The organism is Mucilaginibacter dorajii (assembly GCF_024808255.1).
Classification (GTDB): Bacteria; Bacteroidota; Bacteroidia; order Sphingobacteriales; family Sphingobacteriaceae; genus Mucilaginibacter; species Mucilaginibacter dorajii.
The window spans coordinates 145,638-159,950 of record NZ_JANTYS010000015.1; the positions used below are offsets into that span (position 1 = coordinate 145,638).

Below are 14,313 nucleotides of genomic sequence, written 5' to 3' on the forward strand. Positions count from 1 at the left end.
AGGCACGAAGCAATCCCCGATTGGCAGATCAACCAAGCAAGATGCCCTGTATAGTAGGGGATTGCTTCGTCATTCCTCCTCGCAATGACGTTTTTAGAAGACGTTACTTCATCTTCATTTCATTAATAGCAACTTCAGGCGTAAGCACTTTAGTTACTTTTTCAACAGTGATATCTTTAGCCAGTTTGAAAGTAGCCTTTTCCTCAATCTGCCTTGATGACGAACCTACTCGTACTTCGTATTTGCCGGCATCAGCTATCCATGCCTGCCTGTTAGTGTAAAAAGAAGCCAGGTCGGCTGATTTAATAGTGAAGCTTAGGGTTTGCGATTCGCCTGCTGCTAACAACCGGGTTTTAGCAAAGGCCTTTAACTCCTGCTGCGGTTTATCCAGGTCTTTTTTAGGCGCGCTTAAGTATAATTGCACCACTTCTTTACCTGCAATATCGCCTGTATTTTTAACTGTTACAGTAGCGGTAATGTTGTGCATAAAGTTAGCTGAGCTCAGCTTTAGATCACTGAATTTAAATTTGGTATATGATAAACCGTAACCAAACTCATAAGCAGGTTTAACATCGGCAGCGTCATAATAGCGATAACCCACGTAAATACCTTCCTCATAAATAACCTGGGTAGGTTTTTCTGCAGGTGTGCCCGGGAAATTATTAGCCGATGGCACATCTTTATAATCCATAGGGAAAGTGGTTGCCAGTTTACCCGATGGGTTAACCGCACCACTTAGCACATCGGCAATGGCGTTACCCGCTTCAAGGCCCGGTTGCCACGCTAATAAAATACCATCAACCTCATCGCGCCAGCTGGCTACTTCAATAACACCGCCTATGTTAAGTACCACAATTACTTTTTTTCCTTTAGCATGGAAAGCCGCAGCTACACCCCGGATCAGACCTTTTTCGGCTTCGTTAAGGTAATAATCGCCTTCTAATTTCCTGTCGGCACCTTCGCCAGCATTACGACCGATGGTGATCAGGGCTTCATCGGCACCATTGGCTTCGTCGGCAACAATGCTGTTCACATCCATTTCGGGAATTGGAGCAGGGTGATCAAAAAAGTTTTTAGGTTTTGGCTGCCTGGCTTTCATATCAACCAGGTAAGCGCCATAGTTTTTTGATAATGTTTCCTGTACTTTAAAACCGGCATTGCTTAAGCCTTGCATTAATGAAATAGTGTAGGCCTTGTTTACATCACCACTACCTGTACCGCCGGCAATGATATCATAAGAGGTATTGCCGAACACAGCGATGCGTTTTGCAGGCGCAAAGGGCAATGCATGATCTTCGTTTTTAAGCAGTATCATACCCTGGGCAGCAGCCTCGCGCGATACTTTGGCATGTGCGGCCAGGTCAGGCTTATCAGAGTATTTGTATTTGGTAAATGATGGCGATTTGATGATCACATTTAAAATACGCTCTACGTTTTGGTTCAGTTGGTTGATACTTAATGAGCCGTTTTTTACAGCAGCAACTATGGCTTCTGATTTATCGGGGCTACCCGGCATGATCAAATCATTACCAGCCTTCATTTGTGCTACCGCATCTTTACCGCCAAACCAATCGGTCATTACAAAGCCTTTTAATTTCCACTCGTCTTTTAAAACGGTAGTAAGCAGGTCGCGGCGTTCAGATGTAAAGGTGCCGTTCAGTTTATTGTAGGATGACATTACCGTCCATGGTTGCGATTTTTTAACCGCCAGCTCAAAGCCTCTTAGATACAGCTCGCGCATAGCACGCTCGCTCACAATGGTATTGATGGAGTTACGGTTAGTTTCCTGGTTATTGGCGGCGTAATGCTTAATAGATGTGCCTACACCATTTGACTGGATGCCGTTAACGATAGCGGCCGTCATGCTCCCGGCTACCAGGGGATCCTCTGAATAATATTCAAAATTACGACCACCAAGTGGGTTACGGTGGATGTTCATACCCGGTGCTAATAAAATATCTACACCGTATTCGCGCACCTCGTTACCAAAGGCAACGCCTACTTTATTTAACAGTTGGATATCCCAGCTTGATGCCAATAAAGTAGCAACCGGGAAGGCGGTAGCATAATAGCTTACCGATTTATCACCATTACGGAATGGTTCGATACGCAAACCGGCCGGACCATCAGATACCGTCATAGACGGGATGCCTAAACGCGGAATAGCGTGTGTACGCCCCGCAGCACCCGGAACCTTTTCCGGAATATTATAAGCATCAGGATCTGATGGAGGCAATTTGAAACCACCGATATCAATGGCCTCAGGCTTTTTACCTTTAACAGGTGGTGGTACGCCGGGCATTTTAAAGCCCATCCCCACCACTAATTTTGATTTTTCCTCCAACGTCATGGCAGCTACTATCTGCTTCACATTGTTTGCACGCAATTGCAGCGGCTGTTTTTTTGTTTGGGCTTGTGCCGATGCGACGAAACTCCCGGCAGTACACATAAATACAATAGCAACACTAAGTTTGTAGCTTATCCTCATGATTAATAATTAAAAAGAAATGGTGCGTAATAATTGGTTATAACTTGTTTATTAACAGCAAATAAAACCATTGCGTCAATATAACACAATAGTATATATTATCTTTTGTAATTGCAAGTTATTATGGATAAAGAGGTAATAAGAACAGACGGACGACTATTTTAGGCTGATACAAGATTTCGCGCAAGTTTGATTTGCATACGGGAGACGCATGTGATGCGCCTCTACAGAAAAAATTAATAGCTAAACTTTCTTCTTAAACCAGGGCACAAATACGCTGGTACTGGCCTGGTACGCCTTGAAAGCTTCTCCTTTGGAGCGCAGGGATTGTTCTTCAGTAGCAGGAATTCCTGTTACATTTACAAGCAAGTAAAGGATAATAGCCGGACTAATAATAGCTAAATAGCCATAAGGCGAACCTAAAGAAAAAACAAAATAGGAAAGCCACATCAGCCATTCAAAAAAGTAGTTGGGGTGGCGCGAATAATACCATAAACCCGTTTGACAGATCTTGCCTTTATTGGCCGGATCTTTTTTAAAGAAGGCCAGCTGCCTATCGGCAATGGCTTCGCCGGTCACGCTGATAAACCAAAGGATAAAACCGGCATACTCAAATGATGATAGTACCGGGTTGGTATTTAAACAAATGATGAAAAACGGGATAGCTAATAATACATTGGAGATGGCCTGGAACTGGAAAAAGAAAAAGAATTTCTTCTCGGCAATGGGGGCCCATTCTTTGCGTAATTGCTGGTAACGGCCTTCTTCCTCATCTAAATACCTGATGATGCGTGTGGTTAAATGAGTGCCCAATCGCGCGCCTGCAATAATAACCATAGCGCAAATGAGCATCTTTCTATCGTGATAACCTGGTGCCAATAAAAAAAGGATAATGGCGATAACGGGGAAGTTGTAACTCCAAAAGATATCAACCACCCCGGCATTTTTTATTTTATGCGCCCAAAGCCATACCAGCATCATAATGACGCAGCACGCCAACAGGCTATAAATTACCAAACATAAAAGCGAACTATTCCCCATGTTTTTTCCCAAATAACTCTTTTACACCCTCACCGGGTTTTAATCTAAAAAGCTGGATGAGTACAAAGGCACAGCTGGCAATACTACCCAGCGCGAACAGTAATATCAGCCAGATCACTTTAATGAAGATACTTTTTTCCTTATAGCAAACCCAAACAAATATCACCAGTACATTGGCGTAAAAGTCCCAAAGGGTAGCCCGCATCCAGGGGATAGCGCCCAGGGAATCCCAATTTGTAAACAGGTTGCTGTTTAAGCTGGTAGTGATTACAACGTAACACATCCACGCCAAAACAATACTGAAAAGCACTTTTAAGGCATTGATCATAATATGCCGTGGTTATTTAGCTTTGGCTGCTGTGATAAATTTAAGGGCGTCGTCGGCATGTTCTTTCCCCTGCATCATGGCTTCGTGGGTATAAACTATTTTACCTTTTAAATCAATCACAAAAGTTTCACGGCCCGTCATGAAAAACTTTTTGTGGATGCCAAACATATTGTAAACCTTATTATCGGGATCGCTTAATAAAGTGAAGGGAAGTTTATAATGATCGGCAAAGCCTTTGTGGCTGGCAACTGTACCGCCGTTTATGCCAATAACCATGGCACCCGCTTTGGTAAATTGATCAAAACTATCCCTAAAAGCGCAGGCTTCTTTGGTACATACCATGCTTTCATCCTTGGGGTAAAAGTAAATTACTAATACTTTTTTGCCCACATAGTCGGTAGTTTTAAATGCCTTGCCGTTTTGATCAAGCAACGAGAACGACGGCGCGTTATCTCCGGTTAATAATTCTTTACCGGTTTGGGCTTGTGCCGCGCACGAAAACAGGAACGATGCCCCTAACAGGATGATGAGATATTTTATCATAGTGGTGTCCATTTCCATAATGTACGAGATTTTTGACAACAAGCGATTTAATTGCTGATAAAATAAAAAAGCCACCACTTTGTTTGAAAGTGTTGGCTGTATATTACGCTTGTAACAAAGATTTTATGGTGCTTTGTTTTGATATCATTAGACAACACGGCAATGGCGAAGTTTTTGATGTAGATGCGGTAATTTTATGATGCGGTATTAAGTTATTAGACGCTTTGTTGGCAGGAAACGATTTCATTTTTTATATTTGAGTAGGAACAGAAATTTAGCTAAAACAATGAGTAAAGTTCACGTAGTAGATCGCCTTTTAGAAAACATGGATAATATGCATGAGCTCGGCCGTCAGCGGGCCTTTGAATTGGGCAACCCATTTTATGCGCAATTTGAAGAGGATGGTGATTATTGGCGAAAAGAGTTACCTAACGGCGAAAAATTCTTGGTAACCATTGAAGTTATAACAGATGAAAACGATATGCCAATACACATCAACGATCACATTGTGAAATCATTGAATGACCGATAAAGTACCCGAACTAATCTTCGTATGCGGTTGTAATGCGGCTGGCAAATCAACTTTTATCAGAACAAGGCTTAACGAACTCTCCGGCTTTGAAATCATCATGACCGATGTTTACCGGGGCCGCACAAAAGATATTTTTCGTGATGCTATTAAAGAAAGAATATCATATTAGAAACGGTATTTAACGATGAGTCATTTAAAGACCTGGTAGATGAGGCTCGAAATGCAGGCTATTACTCTTCATTAATTTCTTTATTTTTAGATAATCCACAACAATCAAAAGACAGAGTTGCTGTTAGGGGCATGCAGCAAAGCGGTATAACCATTTCTGGAAGTAATGTAAGCCTCAATTTTAATGAGAGCTTTAAAAACCTGGCCACCTATTTCTTTTATTTCGATAATAGCTATTTTATATTCACCGGAAAGGGTGGAAAAAATCAGAACATCATGAGCTTTCAAAAAAGCATATTGATTTCTTACCAATCCAATGATTTGAAATATCCGCAGCTATTTGCCCAGTATAGCTTTAGTAAACAAAGGCTAAGTGATGAGGCTTATGCAATAATAAAAACGAATGAGAACTATACGAATCAGGAATTAGGCCCTTCTCCAAATTTTAAATTATAGCAAATTATGCACACAAAAAAGCCGGACTTTTAAGGTCCGGCTTTTTTGTGAAATTATGCAGTCTTTTATACCAAATTCTTTTTGATATAACCAATGCTTTTGGCAATGCTGTCAAACGGATCGCCGGGGCAAATATCCTGTTCAACAAAAAAGTATTTCATGCCTGCTTTTTTTGATTGGGCAAGGATCTTTTTAAAGTCGATAACGCCGTTGCCTACTTCGGTAAATTTCTTTTCGGGCGTGCTATCCATATCTTTCATGTGGAACAGTGGGAAACGGCCCGGGTATTTATCAAAGAAAGCGATAGGGTCCTGACCTGCTTTGTTCATCCAGTAAAGGTCCATCTCCATTTTCACCAGGTCGGCATCGGTATCGTTTAGTAAAATCTCGTACGGATATTGGCCGTTATCCTGTATAAATTCAAAATCGTGGTTGTGGTAACAAAGCTGGATGCCTGCTTGTTTACAGGTTTGCCCTGCTACGGTAAGCATATCGGCCACTTTTTTATAGTGGTCAAGGTCGCCACGCTCGGCTTGTGATAAGTAAGCGCAAACCATATATTTTAAACCAACTGCAGCAGCATCATCAACGGCTTTTTTCCAGTCGTTAAGAATGGTACCCATTTGCGATGCCCCGTTAACCTGTTCCTGGCCTAGGCGGTAGTGCGCGCTTGGCATAACCAAACCAGACTGGTTTAAGGCACTGGCAAAACCTTTGGCATTCATGCCGTAAAACAACTCAGAGCCGGTATAGGTAGCACCTTCTACAGAGTTATAGCCTATTTTGGCCACTTTAGCCAAAGCTGCCACCGGGTCTTTTGCCATGGCATCACGTACGGTATATAGTTGCAGGCCTATCAACTTTTTGTCGTATGCAAATAAGTTAGGTGCTGCTAATAGTCCGGCAGATAAAACGGCCGAAGTTTTTATAAAGGAACGTCTGGTAATCATAGTTCTGAGAATTAATAATTGATTATGATTGGTGTTTTATGATTGGTTAGCGTAAAGATAGCGTATTAACTACACCAAAAGCAAAGACAAAATTTAAATACAATGGTTTAATTAAACCCTCCGGAGAAAATGCAGTCACATTGTTACGAAGCTGATATCAGCCTAATTTGATACGCCTTCTTTTACGCCTTACACAATTACCCTATGAAACTGCCTGCAAGTTTAGCTTTCATTATTTTGCTATGTTGCGCTTTGCGTAGCTATGGTCAATCAAACAGTTTTCTGATTCGCCTGCGAAGTATGCAGACAACATCCAACTTGTCTGATGATGACCGCAATAAAGATTCCTTTGGGTTAAATATTGGCTACGGCAAAATGATCCCCGGTAATCACTTTGGGTATGACATTACCGGTTTTGCCGACTTTATGAACTACAATTATTATTTTGATGACAATAAGCGTTTTGAGGGCACAACCTTGTACACCGGCCTTGCGGTAAGTCCTCATTATACTTTTAATCCGCAAAACGAGGTTCGGTTTTCTGCCGGTTTTTCGCTGAAGGTGGGTTATAACTGGGGCTATGGTAGTGTAAAAGAGTATAGCTCTCAAAAAGATGATTATCGTTACCAGCTGGAGAGGAAAGTTGCAAATGGTGGCTATTCGGTAGCTTTCGCGCCAATGGTCAGCGTGAGCACCCCTTTCGATATCGGCACGGTTGGACTCGAATTAGGATACGATAGTTCAAATTTTGGGCAGGGTATCAATAAACTGCGTTCAACCTATTATCCGCCTTTAAATTATCGTTCAGGATACCTTTTTTTAGGTGTTTTTATCCGCCTGCATCATTAATAACTATGGCCCAATGTTGTTCTTTATCAGCATATCTATCAATTAAGTAGTTGTTTTTACATGCTAACAACATTCTTTTCCCTAAACTTGCAATATATACCGTTGTTTATCCTAAACAACCCTTTATAAAACATGAGTCAGGATTTTTACGAGCAGATATTTAGCAAGCAGCAAAATTTGGAATACGTACCTTCTAATAAGGAGATTACCAAATGGGCGCTGCGGGTTATTCATTTATTATATCCCGAACAAACAGCCAAAATGTTTGCCACTGTTGAGGAACTGAAGGCCGAGTTTGTTTTGCTGGAAGCCGAGCTTTACAACATTATGGAGGCTACCAAAGCTTGTGCCGATTGCGATAATAAAAAGCGCGCGGCCAACTTTTTTGAAAACCTGCCCCAGCTTTACCAGGTCCTTAATACCGATATCCAGGCTATTTTTAATGGTGACCCCGCGGCACGCAGCGAGTTTGAGGTGATCCGTACCTATCCCGGTTTTTTTGCCATATCACTTTACCGGCTTGCACATCATTTATATATAAGCGATGTGCCATTGATTCCCCGGATCCTTACCGAATACGCGCACTCCAAAACGGGTATCGATATTCACCCGGCCGCCGCTATAGGCGAATATTTTTATATAGATCATGGCACCGGTATTGTTATTGGCGAAAGCTGCAATATCGGTTCGCATGTTAAGTTATACCAGGGGGTAACTTTGGGGGCCTTAAGTGTGGATAAAAGCATGGCCTTTACCAAACGCCACCCCACGGTTGAAGATAACGTGGTGATCTATTCGGGTGCTACGATCCTTGGCGGCGAAACTATTATAGGCCACAACAGTGTTATTGGCGGTAACGTTTGGCTAACCAAAAGCCTGCCGCCAAATTCAAGGGTTTACCATACACCCAGCATTCGTATCTTAAAAAAATTATCGAGAAGGATTTTTGGCGAGAAGAAATAGGTAGCATTTTGCCTATCGCTTAAAAGCCATCAAGCGACGTTCACCAGCATGCACCCGTGCTGGCCAACTTTATGGGTATTGTAAACGAGAATATTTTTCAAAGATTTAAGATCTCCGTGCCTTTTGATCATATGCCTCGGAATATTTAATATTCCTCCCACAAAGTTACAGGCCAGCCACAGCGCAAAAGACGATGCTGTAGGGTATTCGCCGCTCATATGCTTAAAGCGGGCAATCGCTGTTTGATCATCCAGAATTTCTTCGCAAGCCTGGTAAAAAGGGAAGACGCGTGCATCTCCGTTTTCACCGGTTAACAGCAGGTCTATTTTTTTGCCATCTGGCAGCTCTTTCGAGATGAAATTTTTGATGCGCTCCTTTACAACTGCTACATCACTGCTGTGAATGGTGGTTATGGCGCTGAGTTTTGCAATTGCGCCTGCCTGGTTGCCGCTTACCGTAAACATGGTAGCGCCCTCGCCGGATAAACTACCTGCAGTCGTGGAGTTATAAAGCCCATCACTTGGGCAGGGCTCCTTCTTAAACCAGCCGCCAAGGGTATCAAGCGTATAATTATTTGCCGAGATCTCATCAACGCCACCTAAAAGATAGGTATGGGCAGGATTTTCGTTAACCAGCATGGCTGCGTCAAGAGCCGCGTTTTCAAACGCCAGGCCCCGGTGTACGTGTGTAAGGTTATAATTTTTATTATTGTTAATAAGCGCTATTTGCGATGATATGGTATTAGGCGTGCCCTGCACAAAGCTGCCGGGGGTAAGCATATCTTCGTTATACTCAATGATCTGGTTGAGGAATTTACCGTTCTCTTCCATGCCGCTTACCTGGGTGCCAATGATAATACCGTTGGGTTTATCATTATCGGCCAGTAATGGTAATGCCGCGCCTGCTCCCATCCGGGTACTCTTACTCATGCGCCTTAAAGCGTTGCCATTAAAATGTGGATATTTTGGTTCAATGGCGTAAAGCTTGTTATCAACAGCAACATGCAGCTGCTCAATATCAATATCGCCAAAGGTTTGCTGGGGCGAAATACAGGCGGCTTTATGGATATAGAACATCATGGCTTCGAAAATACTAATGAAGTACAATTACCTCCAAAACCAAATGAATTTGACATGACGTGGGTGATAGCCGCCGACCGGTGATCCATTACCGGCTGTAGCCGTATATCCGCGATAGGCTCACTGAAATTCAGGTTAGGATACAATTCCTGCCTGTCAATATTCAGCACGCTATACACCGCCTCAATAGCGCTGGCTGCCCCAAGGGTATGCCCCGTGAAGCCTTTGGTTGATGCAAAGTTGGGGAGGGTACCAAACAGGTTTAACATCGCCCGGCTTTCTACTTCATCATTATTTTCGGTACCTGTGCCGTGGGCATTTATAAAATCTATATCGGCTGGGTTTAATCCGGCACTTTCCAACGCGCTTTTCATAGCCAGGTATGGGCCATCACCTTCAGGTGATAATGAGGATGGATGATAGGCATCATTGGCATTGCCATATCCGCTAACACAGGCGTAATTTTTTTTACCCGTGGCGTCGCTCTCTTTTTCCAGTACCAGGAAGGCCGCGCCCTCACCTAAGTTTAAACCTTTGCGGTTTTGATCAAAGGGCGTACAAGCTTCGTCGGATAGGATGCGCAATGCGTTAAAGCCATTCACCGTAAATTTGGCCAGGCTATCGGCACCGCCAACAATTACCCGGCTGGCCAGTCCGTTTTTGATCAAACGGCAGCCATACATAATGGCGTTTGCCGATGAGGAGCAAGCCGTATTCATGGTATTTACCACGCCGGTAATGTTGTACCTGTTTTGGATAAACAGGTTTACCGACGCGTAATCAAACGATCTGACGTATTCAACATTTTCGGTATCGCCATGGGTATTTGCATACAATTCATCGGTAAGGCACATGCCGCCAACCGTTGTGGCCCCCACAAGGGCGGTATCATGTGCCGAAAGTTCATCGGGGCTGAGCCCGGCATCGGCAATAGCTTCTTTAAAAGCGTGCAATGCAAGTAAGGTAGTGCGCGTTACGCCAGGCTGAGTAACATTAAGTTTTGTTTTAAGTTCATCGGTGCTAACTAAAACCTCGCCAAAGGGCAGCAGACCAGAATACCGCGAAGGGAAATTGCCGCCACCTTTGATAATACCGGTTTTGCCCATTACCAATGCCGCGTGATTTTCATTAACCGAGTGCCCAATAGCACTGATTACTCCTATCCCGGTTACAACAATCCTGTCCAATTTTGCAGCGTTTTATTTTTGCCCGTGTTCTTTAATATAAGCAGCCATGGTATTTACATCAACCAGTACTTTGCGGCCCTCTTTGGGGTCTTGTATGTTAACACCGTACTCGCGTTTTAACAATACAATAAGTTCTAATGAATCGATGGAATCAAGGCCCAGGCCATCACCAAATAACGGCTCATCGTCTTTAATGTCTGCCGGGGTAAGATCAGTTAAGTTTAGAAACTGGATGATCTGAACTTTTAACTTCTCCTTTAATTCTGCTATTTCCATCTTTATCTATATTAAATTTTTTCTTTTTAAACCTATGTATGTTAACCCCTGGAAAACCAGCGTAATACCTAATAACGGAATGATGCTGATCACCACATCTTTTAATCCCGCGCCCTGTAAAAACAACCCGTAATAAGCTTCAATGCACCAATGCAACGGCGATAGGGTGCTTATTGTTTTTAACGCGCCCGGCATGGCAAATGATGGCACCATTAAACCGCCAATGGCTGATAATATCACGATGGATACCGCCCCAAAGCCGTTGGCTTGTTCCTGTGTATGGGCAAATACACCTACGCATATGGCATAGCTTACCGCGCAATAACCACAGGCCAGCGTTACAATAAACAGCCCGAAGATATCGGCAGGTAAGTTTAAAGCAGGCAGGTTAATATACGGAAAAACCCAGATGCCTAACGAAAATATCACCAACGCCTGAAATAGGGTAACGCACAAATAAGTGATTTGCTTTGATAATAAACCTACCGCGAAATTAGTAGGCAATGTTTTTAAACGGATAAAGCTGCCGCTGATCTTTTCCCTCACCACGCTGCCACTTAACGACATGATGATGAAAAACATGGCAAAAATAGTCCACGATGGTACGTTATGCTGCGTGGCGTTTGGCGCTTTGGTGCTGCCATTTTTTGATACCGGCACCTGGTTAATGGCGGCCTTGCCGTTCTGCATTTCGTTTTCTAATGCCGCGGGCATTTCTTTTTCGTTGATGGCGAAGTAGAGCGTACGCAATGTTTCGCGGCTTTCCACAATTTGCAAAGCGCTGCCCAGGGCTCCATTTACCGAGAACCTGATCGACTCGGGAATGGATGGGTTATAATACAGTATAAGCGGTGTGGCAGCCGAAGGGGCTACCTCTTTAGCCGAATCGGCCTGCAATCCAAAGCTTTTTAAGGCTTTGTTTGACGATCCTTTTGCTTTTGCTTCAATCTTCTGCGTAAAATCTGCTGGGATGGTGATGGCCAGCATGGCGTCATTGGCGTGCATTCCATCGGCAATTTGCTGCGGGTTTTGATCGCCTGCCACCTGCGTCACTTTAAACATGCCAATTTTGTTAATAGTGGCAATCAGCTGGGCACTTAGTTTTCCGGCGTCTTTATTACAAACTACTACAGTAAGTTTGTTTTTATTCATGAGCTGGAAAGTGCTGTTCTGGATGCTGGTTACCACAATAACCAAAATAACCGGCATGATAAACATAAGGGAAATGCCCACCTTATCGCGCAGCAAAATTCTTACATCTTTAATAATGGAAGCCCGGAGCTTGAACATTAGTTGCGGTACTCCTTTCCCGTTAAGTTTAAAAACAACTCCTCCAAATCCTGATGACCGTATTCTTCCAGCAGATCATCCAGTTTGCCTTCCCGCACAATTTCACCTTTATCTACCAGGGCTATCTGCTCGCATAAACCTTCGGCCTCGCTCAATTGATGTGAGGTATAGATTAGCGTAGTGCCGTTTTTATTGAGTTGCTTTAGATAGTCAATAATTGCATGGCGGGTTTGCACATCCACCCCAACAGTCGGCTCATCTAAAAACAGGATCTTTGGATTATGGATCACCCCGATGGCCAGGTTAACCCTGCGTTTCATCCCGCCAGAAAAATTTTCGACGGCCTTGTGGCTTACTTCTGTCAACCCCAGGATCTCCAATAACTCAGCCGATCGTTGTGCTATTTGCTTGCGGTTCAATCCGTACCAGGCCCCAAAAAACTCCAGGTTTTCAATCGGGCTTAGTTCCTGGTAAAAAGAAAAATCCTGTGGTACAAAGCCAAACAGTTTATTTACGGCCTTGCTTTTTGTGCCGATTTTATGCCCTAATAACTCAATATTACCGGCATCGGCAACAAGCAAGCCCGTCATGAGGTTCATAAGCGTGGTTTTGCCTGCACCATTTGGGCCAAACAGGCCAAAGCGTTCGCCCTCTTTGATCTTTAAATTAAGGTCATGATAGGTCACTCCCGAATTACCGGGGTAATGAAAACCAAGGTTTTCGATATTTACCGCGAGAGATGTGTTGGTTACCATTTGATATTTTTCAGTATGGTAAAAGCTTTCTTTTCAATTTCGGCAATTTCTAAAAGATAATCGCCCATTATATTAAAATCGTCCTGGCTGCCAATGCGGCCTTTATAAATACCCGCAGCCTGTACCGCCGCTGTGCGCCACAGATCCCCGGCCTGGGTAAACATTTCCGATGCTTTGAGCAAATCCGCGTTGGGCAGGTAATCATTCGCCTGCTGCAAAAAGGCCGCGTAAATATAGCGGAAACCGCCACCGCCGGTACCAATTTCTTCCTGCATGCGCACCAGTTGGGCAAGGTATAAGCCCGCTGTTTTTATACCCAGTTTATCGCGCCAGGTTTTGATTTTTCGGCCTGTATAACTTATCCCGCTAACACCCGCGAAAGGGCCTGGGATTGAGAGCATGGTAAAGGCGTTCTTTTTGATTCCGTTTTTAATGGCCTGCCTGATCTGGTCGTCGGTAATTGGCATTTGATTACCCGGGTAATACAATTGGCCCTTCGGCGCTAAAGCACCTTTGGCAAAGCGCACCCGTTCCAATTCGTAACTGGTAAGCGTAGTAGCGTGTTCCATAATTGGGTCGCTGATCAGGTAGTTATCTCCCTCTTTACCAAAAACAATAAGGTTATGCGCGTTAAAGTGAAACCTGTACTCCTTAGGAAAATACGACAAGTAATAAACCCCCACCTGTGCGCCAACCGGCTGGCCGGCTTCCAGGCTCTCCATTAAAGCCGCCTCGGCTTTTTCTTTTGAGCTGAATTTTTTTTGCACCACCGGTATTCCCAATGATTTGCAAGTACGGTTAAATATAAAGCCCGGCATAGAGCGAAATGCTATGGCCGGTCCGTTATTTATTTTTATTAACGGTACGTACACAAAAAACAACCCGGCACCAATGCCAAAAGCCAGTGGCTCGGTTATTTTGCCGTTCGAGATCTTTTTTAATAAATTACTGGTAACCCCCGATTCGCAATGTGCAGCTTGTCCGTGTTCAAAATCAATCTTCATGCACATCCATACTTTTTAGCTCTGCAACCTTTACATTAAAGGCTTCGGCATATTTTTCTAATTCTTTTTCTGATAGTTTATTAAATACATCGGGCTTTAGGTGGCGTTTGATCTGCCATTTCCAAAACCCGGTATAATCGGCAACAATACTGGTATCCATTAACCGTAATTCCATAAAAAACAACAGCGGACTGGCCTCGCCATTTAAAACCTTTTGTTTTGCCTGCGCAATGCGGCCCTGTATTTCTTCCCAGGCTACATCAAGCGCTTTGATCTTTACATCCCAGCCATCGCTTAAAGTAGTTACGTATTTACCCGTGCTATCGGTTGCGTAGCATACTTCTTTTGTGATTTTACCAAGCGAACTTAAATCCTGGGGTACGTTTTCCTGTTTCATGGTTTTT

The 14,313-nt window shown here is 43.5% G+C and carries 17 protein-coding genes; 4 read left to right on the forward strand and 13 right to left on the reverse strand.

The genetic code is table 11. The annotated features are described in order from the left end of the window. Positions 1–103: 103 nt before the first annotated feature. The 4 genes from FHS10_RS19830 to FHS10_RS19845 form a co-directional block, all read right to left on the reverse strand. A complete protein-coding gene (locus FHS10_RS19830) occupies positions 104–2,488 on the reverse strand; it encodes a beta-glucosidase (protein ID WP_259093842.1) in 2,385 nt (794 codons plus the stop codon). Positions 2,489–2,731: 243 nt separating this feature from the next. Next, positions 2,732–3,469, reverse strand: a complete 738-nt coding sequence (locus FHS10_RS19835) for a DUF1295 domain-containing protein (RefSeq protein WP_259093845.1) — start codon at positions 3,467–3,469, stop codon at positions 2,732–2,734. A 49-nt stretch (positions 3,470–3,518) separates the two neighbouring features. Further along, positions 3,519–3,857, reverse strand: a complete 339-nt coding sequence (locus tag FHS10_RS19840) for a DUF1475 family protein (protein WP_259093847.1) — start codon at positions 3,855–3,857, stop codon at positions 3,519–3,521. Between the two features lie 12 nt (positions 3,858–3,869). Continuing rightward, positions 3,870–4,418, reverse strand: coding sequence for a peroxiredoxin (locus tag FHS10_RS19845; protein WP_259093849.1), 549 nt, complete (start codon positions 4,416–4,418; stop codon positions 3,870–3,872). Positions 4,419–4,686: 268 nt separating this feature from the next. Here FHS10_RS19845 and FHS10_RS19850 point away from each other — a divergent pair, with 268 nt between their 5' ends. Both FHS10_RS19850 and FHS10_RS19855 read left to right on the forward strand, forming a co-directional pair. Next, a complete protein-coding gene (locus FHS10_RS19850) occupies positions 4,687–4,932 on the forward strand; it encodes a hypothetical protein (protein WP_259093852.1) in 246 nt (81 codons plus the stop codon). Then, complete coding sequence (locus FHS10_RS19855; protein WP_259093854.1) at positions 4,922–5,101, forward strand: ATP-binding protein; 180 nt, start codon at positions 4,922–4,924, stop codon at positions 5,099–5,101. The genes FHS10_RS19850 and FHS10_RS19855 overlap by 11 nt, the downstream gene beginning before the upstream one ends. A gap of 104 nt (positions 5,102–5,205) precedes the next feature. Here FHS10_RS19855 and FHS10_RS19860 read toward each other — a convergent pair whose 3' ends face one another. Then, positions 5,206–5,412, reverse strand: coding sequence for a hypothetical protein (locus tag FHS10_RS19860; RefSeq protein ID WP_259093855.1), 207 nt, complete (start codon positions 5,410–5,412; stop codon positions 5,206–5,208). 209 nt (positions 5,413–5,621) lie between these two features. Then, the gene (locus tag FHS10_RS19865) at positions 5,622–6,506 is read right to left on the reverse strand and encodes a TIM barrel protein (protein WP_259093857.1); all 885 of its coding nucleotides are present in this window, start codon (positions 6,504–6,506) and stop codon (positions 5,622–5,624) included. A gap of 204 nt (positions 6,507–6,710) precedes the next feature. Here FHS10_RS19865 and FHS10_RS19870 point away from each other — a divergent pair, with 204 nt between their 5' ends. Continuing rightward, positions 6,711–7,355 (forward strand): hypothetical protein, encoded by a 645-nt coding sequence (locus FHS10_RS19870; RefSeq protein ID WP_259093859.1) that lies wholly within the window; start codon positions 6,711–6,713, stop codon positions 7,353–7,355. Positions 7,356–7,487: 132 nt separating this feature from the next. Then, positions 7,488–8,318: a serine O-acetyltransferase EpsC gene (epsC, locus tag FHS10_RS19875; RefSeq protein ID WP_259093861.1), complete on the forward strand. Its 831-nt coding sequence runs from the start codon at positions 7,488–7,490 to the stop codon at positions 8,316–8,318. A gap of 29 nt (positions 8,319–8,347) precedes the next feature. Here epsC and FHS10_RS19880 read toward each other — a convergent pair whose 3' ends face one another. The 7 genes from FHS10_RS19880 to DarG are packed head-to-tail and all read right to left on the reverse strand — an operon-like array spanning position 8,348 to position 14,306. Next, on the reverse strand, positions 8,348–9,397 hold the full coding sequence (locus FHS10_RS19880) for a beta-ketoacyl-[acyl-carrier-protein] synthase family protein (RefSeq protein ID WP_259093863.1): 1,050 nt from the start codon (positions 9,395–9,397) through the stop codon (positions 8,348–8,350). Further along, positions 9,394–10,584 (reverse strand): beta-ketoacyl-[acyl-carrier-protein] synthase family protein, encoded by a 1,191-nt coding sequence (locus FHS10_RS19885; protein ID WP_259093864.1) that lies wholly within the window; start codon positions 10,582–10,584, stop codon positions 9,394–9,396. Before FHS10_RS19885 ends, FHS10_RS19880 begins: the two co-directional genes overlap by 4 nt. Before the next feature lie 12 nt (positions 10,585–10,596). Further along, on the reverse strand, positions 10,597–10,860 hold the full coding sequence (locus FHS10_RS19890) for a phosphopantetheine-binding protein (protein ID WP_259093865.1): 264 nt from the start codon (positions 10,858–10,860) through the stop codon (positions 10,597–10,599). A 6-nt stretch (positions 10,861–10,866) separates the two neighbouring features. Continuing rightward, positions 10,867–12,150, reverse strand: a complete 1,284-nt coding sequence (locus FHS10_RS19895) for an ABC transporter permease (protein ID WP_259093867.1) — start codon at positions 12,148–12,150, stop codon at positions 10,867–10,869. Continuing rightward, a complete protein-coding gene (locus tag FHS10_RS19900) occupies positions 12,150–12,905 on the reverse strand; it encodes an ABC transporter ATP-binding protein (RefSeq protein WP_259093869.1) in 756 nt (251 codons plus the stop codon). The genes FHS10_RS19895 and FHS10_RS19900 overlap by 1 nt, the downstream gene beginning before the upstream one ends. Then, positions 12,899–13,909 carry a BtrH-related acyltransferase DarH gene (darH, locus tag FHS10_RS19905; protein ID WP_259093872.1) on the reverse strand — a complete coding sequence of 337 codons (1,011 nt, stop codon included), beginning with the start codon at positions 13,907–13,909 and terminating at the stop codon, positions 12,899–12,901. The genes FHS10_RS19900 and darH overlap by 7 nt, the downstream gene beginning before the upstream one ends. Next, complete coding sequence (gene DarG, locus FHS10_RS19910) at positions 13,899–14,306, reverse strand: flexirubin biosynthesis protein DarG (RefSeq protein ID WP_259093874.1); 408 nt, start codon at positions 14,304–14,306, stop codon at positions 13,899–13,901. The genes darH and DarG overlap by 11 nt, the downstream gene beginning before the upstream one ends. Positions 14,307–14,313 lie beyond the last annotated feature (7 nt).